Here is a 17924-nt window from a genome sequence, read left to right on the forward strand (position 1 = left end):
GGGAATGGCCGGGGCGAGAGGCGGCGACCGATGCTCCTGGCAAGTCGGCGCCGACTGTCACGGGGACTTAACGACGCCCGATGGTTGCGCTGGTATGATGCGACACGTCGCGCGCCCGCAGGGACGGGCCGGCGTCCTTCATCTTGAGGAATCGTCTTGGATACTTTGTTGCAATTGCTGGAGATGGTGCTCCACATCGATAAACATCTGGGGGTGTTCATCGATCAGTACGGAAACTGGGTGTATCTGTTCCTGTTCACGATCGTGTTCGTGGAAACAGGATTGGTGCTCTTTCCGTTCCTTCCGGGCGATTCCCTGTTGTTCATCGGCGGCGCTTTCGCCGCGACCGGGGCTATGGATCCCTGGCTGCTCGGCGTGCTGTTGTTCATCGCTGCCGTGACCGGTAACACGCTCAACTACTGGATCGGCTCGAAGATCGGCACGCGCGTGTACGAGAAGAACTGGCGTTTTCTCGATCGCGACGCCTTGCGCAAGACCCATGATTTCTACGAACACCATGGTGGCAAGACGATCGTGATGGCGCGCTTCGTGCCGGTTGTGCGTACGTTCGCGCCGTTCGTGGCGGGCGTATCGGCCATGTCGTGGACGCGCTTCCAGCTCTACAACGTGATCGGTGCGCTGATCTGGGTGGTGCTGCTCGTGGGCGGCGGCTACCTGTTCGGCAACTTGCCGATCGTCAAGCAGTACCTGAACGTGATTGTGCTGGTCGGGATCTCGGCGGCCGTGGTGCCGATCGCCCTCGGCGCCGTGTGGAAGCTCTTCTCGCGGGGTCGCCGTCGCGTAGCGCCGGGTCAGAGCGAGTAAGCTCCACCTCGTCAGGTAATGAAAAATGGCGCGTCCCGTGATCGGGGCGCGCCATTTTCATTGGTCGCGTTATCGGCTGCTGGCGATCAGGCCGTGCGATTCTTCGCGAGCGGGGGATTCTTGGCGAAGTAAGCCTTGATGCCCTTGAGCAGTGCGTTGGCGAGGCGGTCCTGATAGGCCGGATCGTTCAGGGACTGCTCTTCCTTGGGGTTGCTGATGAACGCCGTCTCGACCAGCACCGACGGAATGTCCGGTGCCTTGAGCACCGCGAAGGCAGCCTGTTCGACGTTCTTGCTGTGCAGCCGGTCGGCAACCGTGCCGATCTCGGCAAGCAGTGCCGATCCGAACACCTTGCTGTCGCGGATCTGCGCGGTCGTCGACATATCGAGCAGTGCATGCGCCACGGCACGGTCGTTGGTTTTGATGTTGACGCCGCCGATCAGATCCGACGCGTTTTGTGTCTTTTCCAGCAAACGGGCCGTCGCGCTCGTGGCGCCTCGCTCGGACAACGCGAATACCGACGCACCGTTTGCCGATGGCGAGGTGAACGCGTCCGCGTGAATCGACATGAACAGATCGGCATCCACGCGGCGAGCCTTCTGCACGCGCACGCCGAGCGGCACGAAGAAGTCGGCGTCGCGAGTCATCATCGCGCGCATATTGGGCTGCGCATCGATCTTCTCGCGCAGCCGCTTGGCGATCTGCAACACCACCACTTTTTCATACGTGCCGCTGCTGCCGATGGCGCCCGGGTCTTCTCCGCCGTGGCCGGGGTCGAGCGCAATGGTCAGCAGGCGGGCCGTTTTCGGGCCGCGCGAGGGCAGCGGCGAGGACAGGCCGTCGTCATCGTCGCCTTTGCGCTGGGCAAGCGGCGGTGTCTTGTCGGGGGCCGGTGTCGGTGTGGGAGATGGCCGCGAGGGACGCGGCCCTTGCTCACGCTGTGCATAACGCTGGAAGAACGCCTCGCTTTCTTCCGTACTCGGCGTGCCCGTGCCCGGCGAGGGCGAAGCCGGTGACGGGGGCGGGGTGTTTTGCGCCAACGCCTCGGCCTTGTGCCCGGACTTGGCGAGCAGTTCCATGAGCGGATCGGGTTCGACGGCGGGATACAGATCGAACACCGTGCGGTACTTGTAGCCCGCGACCGGCGGCAACGTGAAGGACTGCGGCTTTACGCCGGCCTTCAGGTCGAAGACCATGCGTACAACGCCGGGTTTGAACTGTCCCACGCGCACTTGCATGATCTGCGGGTCGTTCGGCTGAATCTTCGAGACGAGGTCGCGCAGCGCGGGGTTCAGATCCACTTCATCGAGATCGATGACGAAGCGGTTCGGGCTCTCCATCAGTTGCTGCTGGAATTTGACCGGATTGTCGGTCTCGAGCGTGACGCGAGTGTAGTCCCTGGCCGGCCAGACACGCACCGCCACAATGGCGTTGGCGAATGCGAAGCGGGGGCCTGTGAGGGCGAGAATCAGTGTCGATGCACCTGCGCGCAGTGCGCGGCGGCGGCCGGCATTGGGCGATGAGGCGTCGTCGGTACGGGCGAAGCGTTTGATCAGCATGAGTTCAGGCAGGCAAGACCGGCAGGCGTGTAGGCGCTCGTCGTCAGACGGCGGCTATCGCCCACAGGTTCCAGCCAAAGGCTCAAATCGGGGGTGCCCAGGAGACCTTCGGCCTTCTCCGGCCACTCGACGAGGCACAGGGCGTTGCCTGCAAAGTGCTCGCGAAAGCCCGTGTCGTGCCATTCGGCCGGATCGGCAAAGCGGTACAGGTCGAAATGATAGACCGGCAACACGCCCTGTGGTGTGTCGATGTTGTATGGTTCACACAGTGCGTAAGTGGGGCTTTTGACGCGCCCTGTGTGCCCGAGTGCGCGCAGCAGCGCACGCACGAGCGTGGTTTTGCCCGCGCCGAGGTCGCCCGAGAGCTGAACATGCAGCCCCGCGTGCGCAGCATCGGTATGTGCCATACGTTCCACAATGGCGCGCGCAAGCGCTGCGGCGAAGGCGCCGGTGGCGTCTTCGTCCGGCAGCGCGAAGATGCGCTCGCCCAGCGGTGATGGCGTCGATGGATCGGGCATTGCGTAAAATGGAGTCGATGAAAGCTTCCGTGATTTTCCCCGCTACCGCCGCACAAGTCGAGCTATCGACAGGTCCGAATCCTTCGGAAGTGTCGCCCTCGCGCGACAAAGCGACACTTCAGACGCTCGACCCCGAGCGCCTGAACGCGCTTGCGCGTCAGATCCGGGAGTGGGCGAGCGAGCTGGGTTTCGGTCGCGTTGGCATTACCGATACCGATCTCTCGCACGCCGAAGCGGGCTTACAGCAATGGCTCGACGACGGCTGCCACGGCGATATGGACTATATGGCCGCGCACGGAATGAAGCGCGCGCGGCCTGCGGAACTGGTTCCGGGCACGGTGCGCGTCATCAGTGCGCGCATGAACTATCTCCCCCGTGACACCGATATGGCGAGTTGGCGTCAGCGCGAAGCGGCGCGCGTGGCAATGCCCGCGGAGGCGGTCGTCTCGCTCTATGCGCGCGGACGCGACTATCACAAGGTCATGCGCAATCGGTTGCAGCAATTGGCCGATCGCATTACGCAGGCGATCGGGCCCTTCGGCTATCGCGCGTTCACCGATTCGGCCCCGGTGCTCGAAGTTGAACTCGCGCAGAAGGCCGGGCTGGGCTGGCGAGGCAAGCATACGTTGCTGCTTTCGCGCGACGCCGGTTCGCTCTTCTTTCTCGGCGAGATCTTTGTCGACCTGCCGCTGCCGGTGGATATCGATGCAGGGACTGCGACCGATACTGGCACTGAACCCACGCCGGACGCCGTCGCAGCACGCGGCATGCAACGTGGCGAGCACTGCGGACAATGCCAGCGATGCCGGGATGTCTGTCCCACGGGCGCGATCACCGAAGCCTTTCGTGTCGACGCGCGGCTGTGCATCTCGTATCTGACAATCGAGCACAAGGGGGCGATTCCCGAGGCGCTGCGTGCAAAGATGGGCAATCGCATCTATGGGTGCGACGATTGCCAGCTTTACTGCCCGTGGAACAAATTCGCTCAGCCATCGCCGCTCACCGATTTCGCGCCGCGCAACCGGCTCGACTGCGCCTCGCTTGTCGAACTCTTCGCATGGAGCGAGGCGGATTTCATGGACAAGCTGGCAGGGAGCCCGATTCGGCGCATCGGCCACGAACGGTGGCTGCGCAATCTGGCTGTCGGGCTCGGCAATGCACTGCGCGAAACGGTGGACGCCGCCGCACGCAAGCCACTGCGCGACGCCTTGCTGGCACAACGCGACCATCCCTCCGCGCTGGTGCGCGAGCACGTCGAGTGGGCGTTAGCCCAGGAAGGAGTTACGGTTTGAGTACGCGCGCACGCAAGACTTCCGGCAACGACGCGTCGCAGGATGAGTTCGACAAGTTAAGCGAGACCATCGACGGTTGCGACGACGCCGACGAGCCATTCGAACAGGCCGCACTCGATGCGGTTCATGACGACGCCCGCCAGGATCCGTCGGTCCCGCTCGCGTTCGATCCCGAGAGCTCGGTGTTCGTGCGCAGCGCCACCCTCATCGACCAGTTCTGCGACACGATCTGGCTCGAAGACGGGCTCTCGCGCAACACGCTCGACGCTTACCGTCGCGATCTGCGCCTGTTTGCAGAGTGGCTTGCGGCCAAGCGCGAGATTGCTCTGGATGGTGTGAACGAGGCGGCGCTCTCCGCCTACCTGGCGTGGCGTCGAGACAGTCTGGCGAGCAGCGTGAACCGCCGTCTCTCCGTCTTCAAGCGCTTCTACCAATGGGCGCTGCGCGAGCATGTCGTGCAGCAGGACCCGTGCTTGCGCATTGCCTCGGCCAAGCGCGCGCAACGATTGCCTTCGACCTTGTCCGAAGCGCAAGTCGAAGCGCTGCTCGCCGCTCCCGACCTGACGCAGCCGCTCGGGCTGCGCGATCGCGCCATGCTCGAATTGATGTACGCGAGCGGCTTGCGCGTGTCGGAACTGGTCGCGCTCAAGACCATCGAAGTGGGATTGAACGAAGGCGTGCTGCGCATTTTCGGCAAGGGCGCAAAGGAGCGGCTGGTGCCATTCGGCGAAGAGGCCAATGGCTGGCTTGCACGCTATCTGGCCGAGAGCCGGGGAGTGTTGCTGAACGGCCGCGCCTGCGACACGTTGTTCGTCACGCAACGCGGCGAGGGCATGACGCGCCAGGCGTTCTGGTATCTGATCAAACGCTATGCGTTGCAGGCCGATATTCGTGCGCCGCTCTCGCCGCACACGCTTCGCCATGCGTTCGCAACTCATTTGATCAATCACGGCGCCGATCTGCGCGTGGTGCAGTTGCTGCTCGGACACTCCGATATTTCCACCACACAGATTTACACGCACGTCGCACGCGAGCGTCTCAAATCGCTGCATGCGCAGCATCATCCGCGCGGGTGATCGTTCTGCGCGGCGATGCGCTGCGCCTTCAGAGCAGTGCTTTCAGCTTGTGTTTGAGTACCTTGCCGGTCGACGCGGCGGGCAGGGTGTCCAGCACACGAATCTGTGCCGGTCGTTTGTAGGGGGCGAGGCGTGTCGCCGCCCAGGCGGCCAGCGACGGCACATCGATGGTGTGACCGGGGCGCGCCTCCACAAATGCGACAACCTGCTCGTTACCTTCTTCGGCACGGCCGAGAACGGCGGCCTGAAGCACATCCGGATGGCTCGTCAGCGCTTGCTCGACTTCGAGCGGGTAGACGTTGAAACCGGAGTGAATGATGAGTTCCTTGGCACGTCCGGCAAGGAAGAGCGCGCCGTCCGGCGCGCGACGGGCGAGATCGCCCGTGCGTAACCAGCCGTCTGCCGTCACGGTTGCCGCAGTGAGGTCGGGCGCCCGGTAGTAGCCGAGCATCACATTCGGGCCGCGTACCCAGAGTTCGCCCACTTCGCCGTCGGGTACATCCTGTGCGTCGTGGCCTACGATACGCACCGCCACGCCGGGAATTGGCGGGCCGACGGCGCAATCGTCGCGCGGTGCATCGAGCAGCGTTTGCGAGACGGTCGGGCTGCTCTCCGTCAGTCCGTAGCCGTTGTGGATCGGCAGTCCGTAGAACGCTTCGACACGGGCCTTGAGCGCGGCGTCGAGCGGCGAGCCTCCCGAGTAGACGAACCGAAGACGCGGCGCGACGAGCGTTGCCCCGTGCGTTGCGACGTAAGCCATCAGGCGCGCGTGCATGGCAGGCACGCCTTGCAGGATCGTCAGCCCGTCGTGGGCGAGCGAATCGAGCACGGCCTCGGGGGTGAAGCGCGCGGCGAGTCGCAGCGTGGCGCCGGCATACAGCGTTCCGAGGCACACCGACGTCAGGCCGTAGACGTGAGAGATCGGCAGGACACCGTAGGCGATATCGTCGGCACCGACATGGCGCAGCGTGCTGGAGACTGCCGCAATGAACATCAGATTGCGATGCGAGAGCTGAACGCCTTTGGGCGTGCCAGTCGTGCCGGTGGTGTAGATGAGCGCCGCGCATTGCGCCGCCGGATCGGTCTGCACGGGTTCGGCGAGACTGCCGGGATCGATGTCGGACGCCGCAATGGCCCCCAGCGCAAGTTCGGTCCAGACAACTTTGGCGGCGTCTGCACGCGCATGGGCGGCGGCGTCGGGCGAGGTGTCGACCGTGTAGATCGTGCAGCGTGGCCGTGCATGGTCGCGGATAACGCCCAACTCCGTTGGCGAGAGCCGCGCGTTGCACAGCAGCGGCCAGGCGTCGAGCGACGCCGCGGCGAGCAGCAGCACCACATAGGCGATGCCGTTCTCGCCCACGATCATCACGCGGTCGCCCCCTCGCACGCCATGCGTGCGCAGGCGCTCGGCGCAGGCGGAGACGGCACCGGCCAGCTCGCCATAGGTCAGACGGCGGAAATCGTCGATCAGCGCGATGCGGGCGGGCGTTTGCGCGGCAATACGCGCGGGCAGGGTGTCGATGCGTGCGGGCAGATTCGCCAGCAAGGTGGCGGCGAAAGTGTCCGTGCGAGAAGTATCGGTAGGGGAAGACATGGCCGCATTGTAATGCGCGCGCCGTTCAAAGGCAGCCGACTGGCGTGCCGGTGCGGCCCGGCGCGCATTCCGGGACCGCAGCGCAGGGGTGTTTCATTACAATAGGCGCCCATGAGCAAGTCCAAACACGTCTCGGAAACGCCGGCCACGCAGTTTCTGAAGCAAAAGAAAGTGGCCTTTACGGAACATGTCTACGAGTACGTCGATCATGGCGGCACCGGCGAATCGGCACGCCAGTTGGGCGTAGACGAGCATGCCGTCGTCAAGACCCTCGTTATGGAAGACGAAAAGGCCCGGCCGTTGATCGTGCTCATGCACGGCGACCGGACCGTCTCGACGAAGAATCTGGCGCGTCAGATCGGCGCCAAGCGCGTGGAGCCCTGCAAGCCGGAGGTCGCCCAGCGTCACTCCGGCTATATGGTGGGCGGCACGTCGCCGTTCGGCACCAAACGGGCGATGACGGTGTATGTCGAGGCGTCGATTCTCGATCTGCCGCAGATTTTCATCAATGGCGGCCGGCGCGGCTACCTCATCGGCATCGCCCCGTCCGTACTGCTCAATACGTTGGCGGCCAAGCCGGTGTCGTGCGCATTGAGCGACGAGTAACACCCGTCATCCCACCGGTCGAATGGCCGCTTGCCCGGCACTTTGCGCCCCGGCGCAACCCCGTGTTTGCCAGAATGGGGTGACCGGGCCGCTCAAGTAGAATGGCGGCCAACGCAAATCCTGCTCATCAACGAAGTTCTTGGGAAGTTCATGGCCACACTGGTTTTTATCGTTCTCGCGTATCTGATCGGCTCGGTGCCGTTTGCGGTGATTGTCAGCCGTACGATGGGGCTTGCCGATCCACGCAGCTATGGCTCGGGTAATCCGGGCGCCACGAACGTGCTGCGCTCCGGCAACAAGAAGGCCGCCGTGCTCACGCTGATTGGCGACGCCTTCAAGGGCTGGTTCGCGGTATTCCTGGCAGAACGCTTTGCCGACGCCTGGGGCGTGGGCGACTTCGGGCTGGCGGCCGTGGCGCTCGCGGTCTTCGTCGGCCATCTGTACCCGATCTTCCTGCGCTTCAAGGGCGGGAAGGGCGTGGCGACGGCGGCCGGCGTGCTGCTCGCCATCGATCCGATTCTGGGGCTGGCCGTGCTCGCCACGTGGCTCATCATCGCGATCTTCTTCCGCTATTCGTCGCTTGCGGCATTGGTGGCTGCGGTGTTCGCGCCGCTTTACTACGTGTTCATGTTCGGCTTTGGTTTTTATGCGCCGGCGGTGATCGTCATGGCGATTCTGCTGATCTACCGGCATCGCGCGAACATCGGCAAGCTGATTGCCGGCAAGGAAAGCCGCATCGGGCAGAAGAAGTAAGGCCCGGCCGGCAGCCATATCGGCCCGGTACGGGCCTGAGAGCCGGCGTCGGAAAATAAAAAACCCGCAGCGAGTCTGCGGGTTTTTTGTGCCTGCCGCGCGTATCAGTCGCGGAAGTTGTTGAAGTCGAGCGGGGTGTCGGTCACATCCTTACGCAGCAGCGCCATGGCGCTTTGCAGATCGTCGCGCTTCGCGCCCGAGACGCGAACGCTGTCGCCCTGAATGCTCGCCTGCACCTTCATCTTGCTGTCTTTGATCAGACGCACGATCTTCTTGGCCAGATCGCCTTCGACACCCTTCTTCACCTTGACGACCTGCTTGACCTTGTCTCCGCTGATCTTCTCGACCTTGCCGTAGTCAAGGAAACGCACGTCCACGTTGCGCTTGGCCATCTTGCTGACGAGTACCTGCGTGACTTGTTCGAGCTTGAAGTTATCGTCGGCGAAAAGTGTGAGTTCCTGATCCTTGTGCTCGACACGCGAGTCCGATCCCTTGAAGTCGAATCGCGTCGAGATTTCCTTGTTGGCCTGCTCGATGGCGTTCTTGACCTCTACCATGTTGGCTTCGCTAACCACGTCAAACGATGGCATCTGGCTCTCCTGAAATGCAAAGGGTTCGTGAAAATGGCACGCCGGGCGTGCCGGGGTGATTCGGCGGCGGTGGCGCGTTCGTCCGGGGCTACCGAACGGCGCGGAGTACGGCCGCGCGGCCGGTATAATGATGCGCAAAATTCTTTCGCCCGACATTGTAATTCAGCCGTCGGTCCCGCGTCCCTTCCAGACGACGCCCGGCACGGCGGCGCCCACTGACTTCTCCCTATTCCATGCTCCAGTTGCAACGCAACGTCAGTCTACGCGACCTCAATACCTTCGGCCTGCCGGCGACGGCACGCTTCGTCGTGACGATCGACAGCGAGGCGGCACTGATCGAGGCGCTCGCCATGCCGGCGCTGGCAGGATTGCCGCGTCTGGTGCTCGGTGGCGGAAGCAATGTAGTGCTCACGCGTGACTTCGACGGCGTTGTGTTTCGCATGGCCATTCGCGGGCGCGAGCGGCTTGCCGACGATGCCCACGCCCGCTACGTGCGAGGCGGTGCGGGCGAGGTCTGGCACGATTTCGTCGACTGGACACTGACGCAGGACTGTCCCGGTCTGGAGAACCTCGCGCTGATTCCGGGTACGCTTGGTGCGGCGCCGATTCAGAACATCGGGGCCTACGGGCTGGAACTGGCCGAACGCTTCGCCGAAGTGCGGGCGCTCGATACGGCCACGGGCTCGTTCGTCACGCTCACCCGTGAGGCTTGCGCGTTCGGCTATCGCGATTCGCTGTTCAAGCGTGAGCCGGGGCGTTACATCATCGTTGCCGTCACGTTACGCCTGCCGCAGCCTTGGCAGCCTGTTACCGGCTACGCCGACGTGTCGCGTACGCTCGCTGAGGCGGGCATCGATCGGCCGGACGCCCGGCAGATCTTCGACGCGGTGGCGGACATTCGCCGTCGCAAACTGCCCGATCCGCTCGAACTCGGCAACGCGGGGAGTTTCTTCAAGAATCCCGTGGTGGACGGCGCAACGTTTAACGCGCTGCGCGAGCGCTTTCCGCAGACGGTCGGTTACGCCCAGCCGGACGGCTCGTGGAAGGTCGCGGCCGGCTGGTTGATCGACCAATGCGGGTGGCGCGGCAAGTCGCTCGGCCAGGCGGGCGTGCATGAACGTCAGGCGCTGGTGTTGGTGAATCGCGGCGGTGCGAGCGGTGCCGATATCGTGGCGCTCGCGCGCGCCGTGCAAGCCAGCGTGCAGGCGCGCTTCGGCGTGACGCTCGAACCCGAACCGCTTATGCTTTGATTGCGGTGGCGTCGGGGAGCCGCTGCAAGTAGTCGCGTCGCAGGTCGACGGTGGAGCGCACGCCGACGTCTGCGAAATGGGCGTCCAGCCATCGGCTCGCCGCGTCGCGGCCACGGTCTCGCAGCGTTGTGAGGAAATTCCAGTCGGTGACGAATTTCGTCGACGAGGACAAGTCGTATAGCTCCTTGTCCGCACGAATCGAGTGAATCAGCGGGTACTTCAGGCGTTTGCGAAACTCCGGCTTGAGCCAGCCCTCGTCGAGCAGTTTATGCACGAACGAGATGGCGCGGAATTCACGCTGCAGCGACGCGTTGAATGTGATTTCATTCACGCGGTTCATGATCTGCCCCGGCAATACCGGCTTTTCCTTGCGCTCGATCGGGTTGATGTGAACGATCAGAATGTCGCTCGTGAGCGTTTCGTAATAGAACGGATAAAGCGCAGGGTTACCCAGATACCCGCCGTCCCAGTAGAAGTCCTCGTCGATCTTCACCGGTTTGAACAGCCACGGCAGACAGGCCGACGCCATTGCCACGTCGAGCGTGATTTCGTGCGTGCGGAAGATGCGGATGTTGCCCGTACGGATATTGGTTGCCGATACGAACAGGTGCGTTGCCGTGCTCTCGCGCAGGCGCTCGAAATCGACCTGCGCTTCGAGTACGGTACGCAGCGGGTTGATCTCGGCCGTCGGCTGCGAGAACGGCATCATCCATTGCTGCATGCTCTGCATCCAGTCATGCCAGACCGGATACTCGGTCGGACGGCCGTTGAGCCAACTGAAGACCGTCTGCGCCCACGCCGTGGCCGACGAACCCGCCTGGGACACGCCGAGCCAGAAGCTGTGCAGGGATTCACGCGCTTTCTCGCGCGGATCGACGCCCGGGCGGTCGAGCAGGCCGTGTGCGAGCACCACGGCGTTCATCGTTCCGGCTGAGGCACCACTGATGCCTTCGAACTCAAGGCGTCCGTCTTCGAGCAATTTGTCGAGCACTCCCCACGTGTACGCGCCATGCGCGCCACCACCTTGCAGACCGAGATCGATGCCTTTTCGCTTCGCATCGCCACGGCGATTGCGTGCGGATTTCGTGGCTTTGCCGGAAGCGGGTGGGCGAGTGTCTTCGGAGGACGCTGTGCTGCCTTTGGCGGCAACGGTGTCGTCGGCGTTGGCGTCGGTGCGTTTGCGGGCGCGAGGTGTGGTGGTTTTTCCCGATGCCTTGCCGGATTTCGCGGGCCGGGTGAGGCCGTCGGGGGGGAGCAGTGGTACGTCCGTTGGCTCGAGATCCGTACTTGAGCCGTTTTCCTGCGCGGCGTCGGCGTCGGACGCCATTAGTGAGCGCTGGAGGGTGGCCCGCTCGTCGGCAGGCGTTGCAGAAGGGATGTCACCGGCAGCATCGCCGGCAGATTCGGGGGGCAGACGCGACATAGTGAGTAGCGGCGCCGGGCCGCGCTGAACCGGCCGAGAGGGCGATGGCGCGGGAGATACCGCGCCGTCGCGATGCAGGCCAGTCGGTTAGCCGTAGTGGCAGACGTAATCGAGCGTCTCGACGACCTCGATATCGAACTTGCTATTGCCCGGCACGGAGAACTGCTGACCGGCGGCATATTCTTGCCATTCGGTCTGATCCGCCAGGCGGATGCGGCAACGGCCGCCGGTGACTTCCATGATTTCCGGTGCATCGGTACCGAACTGAAGCGTGGCCGGGAAGATCACGCCCAGTGTCTTGCGCGTGCCGTCCGGGAACAGCACGGTGTGCGAAACACACTTGCCGTCGAAATAGGTGTTGGCGCGCTTGATTACGGAAACGTTGTCGAACTGCGTTGCGTTTTGCGTCATGACCGAATGCGGTGTCGAATGCGATGGAAAGTCGCGATGGAAGGTCGATATGCCCGCCCCTGACAGGGCCGGCGTGAATTCATGCTAGCACGTTTCGGGCGTCCACCCAGAGCACTTTTGTGCGATGCACAACGAATTTGCCCCGATATGGTGCAAATTGCGAAATGTTCTGACGGACGATCCGAACTGCGGCGTGCCGCTATGAAACGCGCGTCAATGAGCGACGGCGGCGCGTCAGCGATGATAGCGGAACGTTGATCGCGGTGGGCGACCGCAGTGTCGAGGGGAGCTGGGGGAGCTAGGGGAGTCGGCGGAGCAGGAAGGGCGAAGCAGGTACGGCGCGAGAGGTGCCGCCCGGGACGACGTTGCGCTTGGCGCTTGACGTTGCCCGGGCGTGGCTGAGCTTGCGGTATTACACGCGGCCCAGCATCAGGTACTCCATGAGCGCCTTTTGCACATGCAGACGGTTCTCGGCTTCGTCCCAGACGACGCTTTGCGCGCCATCGATCACATCTGCCGAGACTTCCTCGCCGCGGTGAGCGGGCAGGCAGTGCATGAACAGGGCGTCGGCCTTGGCTTGTTGCATCAGGTCGGCGTTCACACACCATTGAGCGAAAGCGGCCTTACGCGCTTCGTTTTCCGCTTCGTAACCCATGCTTGTCCACACGTCGGTCGACACGAGATCGGCGCCTTTGCAGGCCTCGCGCGGATCGTCAAACTCACGCACGAACGGGCGGCTCGATTCGGCCACCATTGCCTGATCGAGGCGGTAGCCTGGCGGTGTCGAGATGTGGAACTGGAAGCCGAAAATCTCGGCGGCCTGAATCCACGTGTACGACATGTTGTTCGCGTCGCCGATCCACGTCACGGTCTTGCCCTTGATCGGGCCGCGATGCTCGTAGTAGGTGAAGATGTCGGCCAGCACCTGACAGGGGTGGTACTCGTTGGTCAGGCCATTGATCACAGGCACGCGCGAGTGTTGCGCGAAGCGCTCGATGATCTCCTGACCGAACGTGCGGATCATGATGATGTCGGTCATGCGCGAGATGACCTGAGCGGCATCCTCGATCGGCTCGCCGCGGCCGAGCTGCGTGTCGCGCGTGTTCAGGAACACGGCGTGGCCGCCCAATTGGTGAATCCCGGCTTCGAACGACAGACGCGTGCGAGTCGAGCTTTTCTCGAAAATCATCGCAAGCGTGCGGTCGTGCAGCGGATGGTAGGTCTCGTAGTTCTTGAATTTCTTCTTGAGGATGCGGGTACGTTCGAGCACGTAGTCGTACTCGTCGAGCGTCAGATCCGAGAACTGCAGGTAATGCTTGATGGGTTTGGCGGTGGTCATTTGGATGTTCTGCTGGAGGCCGATATCGCGGGAATTCCACGGGAACTCGCTCGCTTACGGCACGACGAACAAGCCTTGAGGCCTGTCCCCCGGTCAGGCTCGTGAAGGTGTTCTACCGGTTGCTGGCTTCAGGGGAACAGGTCCTAGTCTACCAAATCGTTTCGGCGTCACATGAAAAGCGTATGATCGAGCCCGCTGCTGCACAGCCGGAAATGGCTGGCAAGACCGAAAAAAACATCTGCAGCAATGGAGGGGGACGGGTTTGAGTCTTATATAAGATATAATACTGTCTCTGTCGGCTGCGCTACCCGCGGTATGGCCGTCCAGGTGTTTTTTGAGGTGATTGAGCGATATGACCGACCAGGTTTCCGCGCGCGAGTATTTCATCCAGGGGCTCACCCGGGGTGGCAAGAAGTTCCGGCCGAGCGATTGGGCCGAACGTCTGTGCGGCGCCGTGTCGTTCTGCGGCCGGAGCGATACCGGCCCGAACGCATACATGCAGTACTCCCCCTATGTGCGCCCGATTATGGTAGGGGACATCAAGTGCGTCGTGGTTGACGAGCGACTGCGCGACATCGAGCCGATGGCTTTCGATTTCGTGATGAATTTTGCCCGCGACAACGATTTGCAGTTGACCGAAGCCTGCTTCGTCCCCGACGTCAAGTAATCCCCCTTGGCCGTTTTCGGCCAGACGTGAGTGCCGGGCCTTTGGCCCTGACTCACCGTCCATCGCTCGACCTCCTTTCGTACCTCTCCGAAGTTCCCCCCCCCAGCGTTTTTCCAGACTCGCGACTGTGTTGTTACGACACCACGTCACGTTGTTTAGACGCTGCGAATGCGTGTTCGCGATCGACCGCTGAGCCCCTCATGACAAGGGGTTCGAGGAAATGAGTGATTGCCTTGACGCTTATGTGAATACGCTTGCATCGGACGATCCCCTCTTGCTTCAAGCTGTTTCAGGCCGCGCGATGGCGTTGGCATAACCGCTCTAAATGAACTGAGGGAATCGATGAAGCAAGCATTATTGCGTGTGGCGAAGGGCGCACTGGGATCGTTATGTCTGATGGGCGTATCTGCCGGCGTGTCGGCTAACACGGGCGTTTATATCTATGGCGATTTGAGTGCCAATGTGGCGCCGGTGAGCGGTGGCGAGCCAGCGGGCGGTAACTGGACAACGACGGCAGACAACGTGAATTTGCCCTCCGGAACGGAATTTGGTGTCGGATACCGTGCGGGACCGAATCTCGGTTTCGAACTGGGCTATTCGTATCTGGGACGTTCCGGAAACCGTTGGATCGAGCGTCAGAGCGCGGGTGCGACGGGCGAGTTGGCGACGGGGGCGAGAAATGTACGGATGCAGGGGGTTCGTCTCGCGGTGCTCGGTATCTATCCCATCTCGAATCGATTCGAACTCTTCGGCTCGGTGGGCCTTTTCGGAGTGTCGTACCGTGCGGATTCGGCGGGCAACAATAGGGCGTTCAAAGTGCGTCCGGCCGTGGGAGCCGGGGCGACGTACCGCATCACAAACGCGTTTCACGTGCGTGGGCAATATCAATACACCAACACCAAGCTAGCCAGACCGGCAAAGTCTGTCGATGCGTGGGGAATCGGCAATACACATGCGGTTCGTGTCGGCCTCGTCTACGCGTTTTGACCGGATCGGTGCGACAAAAGAAAAAAGCCCGCATGAAGCGGGCTTTTTAGTGTTCCGACCGGAGTCGGAACCGGCAAGCAACTTGTTCTGCCAGCAGCTTCTGCTGTCTTAGGCAGCAGCCGACATCGCCTTGATAGCGGCCGACAGGCGGCTCTTTTGACGAGCAGCGGTGTTCTTGTGAACGATCTTCTTGTCAGCGATGATGTCGATCGTCTTGGCCGACGTGCGCAGGACTTCCTTCGCAGCGGCTTGGTCGCCCGTGGCGATTGCCTTGCGAACGGCCTTCACAGCCGTGCGCAGGCGCGAACGCAGCGCCGAGTTGTGAGCGTTGATCTTAACGGTTTGACGCGCGCGCTTGCGTGCTTGTGCTGTATTTGCCATGTTCGGTGAATTCCTTGAATTGCTCCGCCTGATGCGGCTTCTATGCAGTTTGGCTCGGCTCCCTGGGAGACACGGTGGCCAGGAAGCAATCCATTGACTTCGAAACCGTCGATTATAGCCGAAGGCCAACGGAAATTGCAACTTCTTTGCTGCAATGCTGTGCGTATAATACGCGCAACATGAATTTGCTCAAAGCTCTCGCTACGGTCAGCGGTTTTACGATGCTTTCGCGCATCACCGGTCTGGTCCGTGAAATTCTTATCGCGCGCATGTTTGGCGCCGGTCCCATGACCGACGCCTATAACGTCGCGTTCCGCATTCCCAACCTGCTACGCCGCTTGTCCGCCGAAGGGGCATTTTCGCAGGCATTCGTGCCAATTCTGGCCGAATTCAAAACCCAGCGTAGCGAAGAGGAGACGAAAACCCTCGTCGATTCGGTCACGACGGTCCTGTTCTGGGGCCTGCTGTCGATCACGATTGCCGGGGTGCTCGGGGCGTCTGGCGTGGTCTACGCCGTGGCCACCGGTCTCGCGCATGAGAACGGCACGTTCGACGCAGCGGTCTTCATGACCCGTGTGATGTTCCCGTACATCACGCTTATTTCCATCACCACGCTTGCCGCGGGCGTGCTCAACACCTGGCGTCAGTTCTCGATGCCCGCGTTCGCACCGGTACTGCTCAACGTCAGCTCGATCATCGCGTCGCTGTGGGTCGCCCCGCATCTGGAAACGCCGGTGTACGCGCTGGCCTATGCCGTGATCGTTGGCGGCGTGCTGCAACTGGTGATTCAACTCCCGGCACTCGCGCGAATCGGCATGATCCCGCGCATCACGATCAATGTTGCGGCAGCCTTGCGCAACGCCGGGGTGAAGCGGGTGTTGGCAAAGATGGTGCCGGCAACCCTTGCGGTGTCTGTTGCGCAGGTGAGTCTGATCATCAACACCAATATCGCGTCGCGTCTGGCACAGGGCAGCGTGTCCTGGCTGGCGTACGCCGACCGATTGATGGAGTTTCCGACGGCATTGCTGGGCGTGGCGCTGGGGACGATCCTGCTGCCGAGCCTGTCGCGAGCGAATGCCGACGGTGACGCCGCAGAATATTCGGCGTTGCTGGACTGGGGGCTGCGTCTGACGTTTCTGCTCGCAATGCCAAGCGCCGTGGGGCTCTTCGTCTACGCCGAGCCGCTGACCGCCACGCTTTATCAATATGGCCGCTTCGATGCGACCGACGTCACGATGACAGCCCACGCTCTCACCGCCTATGGCGTGGGGCTGGTCGGCCTGATTCTTATCAAGATTCTGGCGCCGGGGTTCTACGCCAAGCAGGACATCAAGACGCCGGTGAAGATTGCCATTGTCGTGCTGATTGCCACGCAGCTCTCCAACCTGCTTTTCGTGCGCTGGTTCGCCCATGCAGGACTGTCGCTGTCGATCGGCGTCGGAGCGTGCATGAATGCAGCGCTCCTGTTCGCCGGGCTTTACAAGCGCGGCATTTATCGACCGGCGCCGGGCTGGCGCCTGTTCTTCGTGCAATTGCTGGCCGCCTGCCTGATTCTGGCTGGCGTGCTGTTGTGGTTCACCCAGAGTTTCGACTGGGTCGCGCTCGGCGAGCGTCCGCTCTCGCGCATTGCCCTGCTTGGCGCCAGTCTGGTGCTATGCGCCGTGGTGTATTTCGGGGCATTATTCCTCATGGGTTTCAACTTCTCGTTCTTCCGTCGACGCACTCGCTAGGCTTTCATCGGCGAGCCACCGACACGGCTGGATTCACGGATACCGCATGGCAAATCGAATTCTCGAGTATTTTGCTGCGCTGGTTGCGTCCGACGATGGTCTGCCGCTGACCGAAGCGGCAATCGCAATCGCGCAAGACGTCTATCCGGATCTCGACGTGCAGGACACGCTGACCCAGATCGATGCGCTTGCCGCACGTCTGGCCAAGCGCCTGCCGCCAGACGCCGGGCCGCTGCAAAAGCTCCAACTGCTCGACCATTACTTCTTCCGCGAACTCGGGTTTTCCGTCAATCAGAACGACTATTACGATCCGGACAACAGCCATCTGCATGTTGTGCTGGATCGTCGTCGCGGTATTCCCATCTCGCTGGCGGTGCTTTGCATGGAAATCGGTCATCAGATCGGCCTGCCGTTGCGCGGCTTGTCGTTTCCCGGACATTTCCTGCTGCGGCTTGCCGTGCCGGCTGGCGACGTCGTCATCGATCCGCTCTCCGGTAACTCGCTCTCGCCGCAACGCTTGCTCGAAATGGTCGAGCCCTATCTGAAGCACTATCGCGACGAGAGCGCCGAGCCGATTCAGGAACTGGCGTTGTGGGCGCTGTTGCATCCGTTTCTGGAGCCCGCGACCCCGCGAGAAATCCTCGCCCGGATGCTACGAAACCTGCGTGCGATCTACACACAGAGTGAGCGATGGGAGCGTTTGCTCGCGGTGCAGGAGCGCATGGTGCTGCTCTTGCCCGACCAGCCTGTCGAGAGGCGGGATCGCGGGCTGGCATACGCCCGTCTCGGACTCGTGCGGCCGGCGCAGGACGATCTCGAACTCTATCTGGGCAAGCGCCCCGATGCGGACGACGCAGACGCTATCCGGCAGGTGCTCGACGATCTTAGCCGTCGTCCGGGTAGCCACGGATAGCCACGGGTAG

At 62.4% G+C, this 17924-nt stretch carries 18 protein-coding genes; 10 read left to right on the forward strand and 8 right to left on the reverse strand.

Annotation, left to right across the window (positions count from 1 at the left end):
• The first annotated feature begins 156 nt into the window (after positions 1 to 156).
• The gene (locus tag AT395_RS05745; protein WP_042112702.1) at positions 157 to 825 is read left to right on the forward strand and encodes a VTT domain-containing protein; all 669 of its coding nucleotides are present in this window, start codon (positions 157 to 159) and stop codon (positions 823 to 825) included.
• Between the two features lie 86 nt (positions 826 to 911).
• Here AT395_RS05745 and AT395_RS05750 read toward each other — a convergent pair whose 3' ends face one another.
• Together AT395_RS05750 and tsaE are read right to left on the reverse strand one after the other, a co-directional pair.
• The gene (locus AT395_RS05750; RefSeq protein WP_042112700.1) at positions 912 to 2384 is read right to left on the reverse strand and encodes an N-acetylmuramoyl-L-alanine amidase; all 1473 of its coding nucleotides are present in this window, start codon (positions 2382 to 2384) and stop codon (positions 912 to 914) included.
• A complete protein-coding gene (gene tsaE, locus AT395_RS05755; protein WP_048627868.1) occupies positions 2378 to 2902 on the reverse strand; it encodes a tRNA (adenosine(37)-N6)-threonylcarbamoyltransferase complex ATPase subunit type 1 TsaE in 525 nt (174 codons plus the stop codon). The genes AT395_RS05750 and tsaE overlap by 7 nt, the downstream gene beginning before the upstream one ends.
• An 8-nt stretch (positions 2903 to 2910) precedes the next feature.
• On the opposite strand from tsaE, the gene queG reads away from it, so the two are divergent.
• Positions 2911 to 4194 (forward strand): tRNA epoxyqueuosine(34) reductase QueG, encoded by a 1284-nt coding sequence (gene queG, locus AT395_RS05760; RefSeq protein WP_082117640.1) that lies wholly within the window; start codon positions 2911 to 2913, stop codon positions 4192 to 4194.
• A 182-nt stretch (positions 4195 to 4376) separates the two neighbouring features.
• Entirely contained in the window at positions 4377 to 5270 is an 894-nt protein-coding gene (gene xerD / locus AT395_RS05765) for a site-specific tyrosine recombinase XerD (RefSeq protein ID WP_042117284.1), read from the forward strand.
• Between the two features lie 28 nt (positions 5271 to 5298).
• Here the strand turns inward: xerD and AT395_RS05770 are convergent, their stop codons facing one another.
• A complete protein-coding gene (locus tag AT395_RS05770) occupies positions 5299 to 6864 on the reverse strand; it encodes a class I adenylate-forming enzyme family protein (RefSeq protein ID WP_042112698.1) in 1566 nt (521 codons plus the stop codon).
• A 111-nt stretch (positions 6865 to 6975) separates the two neighbouring features.
• Between AT395_RS05770 and ybaK the strand changes: the two genes are divergently transcribed.
• Positions 6976 to 7470 (forward strand): Cys-tRNA(Pro) deacylase, encoded by a 495-nt coding sequence (ybaK, locus tag AT395_RS05775; RefSeq protein WP_042112696.1) that lies wholly within the window; start codon positions 6976 to 6978, stop codon positions 7468 to 7470.
• A 150-nt stretch (positions 7471 to 7620) separates the two neighbouring features.
• The gene (gene plsY / locus AT395_RS05780) at positions 7621 to 8223 is read left to right on the forward strand and encodes a glycerol-3-phosphate 1-O-acyltransferase PlsY (protein WP_042112695.1); all 603 of its coding nucleotides are present in this window, start codon (positions 7621 to 7623) and stop codon (positions 8221 to 8223) included.
• Between the two features lie 104 nt (positions 8224 to 8327).
• Here the strand turns inward: plsY and AT395_RS05785 are convergent, their stop codons facing one another.
• Entirely contained in the window at positions 8328 to 8813 is a 486-nt protein-coding gene (locus AT395_RS05785) for a YajQ family cyclic di-GMP-binding protein (RefSeq protein WP_042112694.1), read from the reverse strand.
• 233 nt (positions 8814 to 9046) lie between these two features.
• On the opposite strand from AT395_RS05785, the gene murB reads away from it, so the two are divergent.
• A complete protein-coding gene (gene murB, locus AT395_RS05790; protein WP_042112693.1) occupies positions 9047 to 10063 on the forward strand; it encodes a UDP-N-acetylmuramate dehydrogenase in 1017 nt (338 codons plus the stop codon).
• Here the strand turns inward: murB and AT395_RS05795 are convergent.
• The 3 genes from AT395_RS05795 to argF form a co-directional block, all read right to left on the reverse strand.
• The gene (locus AT395_RS05795; RefSeq protein ID WP_104927882.1) at positions 10053 to 11486 is read right to left on the reverse strand and encodes a patatin-like phospholipase family protein; all 1434 of its coding nucleotides are present in this window, start codon (positions 11484 to 11486) and stop codon (positions 10053 to 10055) included. The genes murB and AT395_RS05795 overlap by 11 nt on opposite strands.
• Before the next feature lie 87 nt (positions 11487 to 11573).
• The gene (gene ppnP / locus AT395_RS05800) at positions 11574 to 11897 is read right to left on the reverse strand and encodes a pyrimidine/purine nucleoside phosphorylase (protein WP_042112691.1); all 324 of its coding nucleotides are present in this window, start codon (positions 11895 to 11897) and stop codon (positions 11574 to 11576) included.
• Positions 11898 to 12309: 412 nt separating this feature from the next.
• Positions 12310 to 13236, reverse strand: coding sequence for an ornithine carbamoyltransferase (gene argF / locus AT395_RS05805; RefSeq protein ID WP_048627867.1), 927 nt, complete (start codon positions 13234 to 13236; stop codon positions 12310 to 12312).
• A 352-nt stretch (positions 13237 to 13588) separates the two neighbouring features.
• On the opposite strand from argF, the gene AT395_RS05810 reads away from it, so the two are divergent.
• Both AT395_RS05810 and AT395_RS05815 read left to right on the forward strand, forming a co-directional pair.
• Entirely contained in the window at positions 13589 to 13903 is a 315-nt protein-coding gene (locus tag AT395_RS05810; protein WP_010807145.1) for a DUF3579 domain-containing protein, read from the forward strand.
• Between the two features lie 342 nt (positions 13904 to 14245).
• Complete coding sequence (locus AT395_RS05815) at positions 14246 to 14890, forward strand: outer membrane beta-barrel protein (RefSeq protein ID WP_048627866.1); 645 nt, start codon at positions 14246 to 14248, stop codon at positions 14888 to 14890.
• Positions 14891 to 14998: 108 nt separating this feature from the next.
• Here the strand turns inward: AT395_RS05815 and rpsT are convergent, their stop codons facing one another.
• Entirely contained in the window at positions 14999 to 15271 is a 273-nt protein-coding gene (rpsT, locus tag AT395_RS05820; protein WP_010807144.1) for a 30S ribosomal protein S20, read from the reverse strand.
• 179 nt (positions 15272 to 15450) lie between these two features.
• On the opposite strand from rpsT, the gene murJ reads away from it, so the two are divergent.
• A complete protein-coding gene (murJ, locus tag AT395_RS05825; RefSeq protein WP_042117282.1) occupies positions 15451 to 17001 on the forward strand; it encodes a murein biosynthesis integral membrane protein MurJ in 1551 nt (516 codons plus the stop codon).
• 46 nt (positions 17002 to 17047) lie between these two features.
• Positions 17048 to 17914 (forward strand): SirB1 family protein, encoded by an 867-nt coding sequence (locus AT395_RS05830; RefSeq protein ID WP_042112686.1) that lies wholly within the window; start codon positions 17048 to 17050, stop codon positions 17912 to 17914.
• Positions 17915 to 17924: the final 10 nt, after the last annotated feature.

The sequence above is a fragment of the Pandoraea apista genome, from assembly GCF_001465595.2.
Classification (GTDB): domain Bacteria; phylum Pseudomonadota; class Gammaproteobacteria; order Burkholderiales; family Burkholderiaceae; genus Pandoraea; species Pandoraea apista.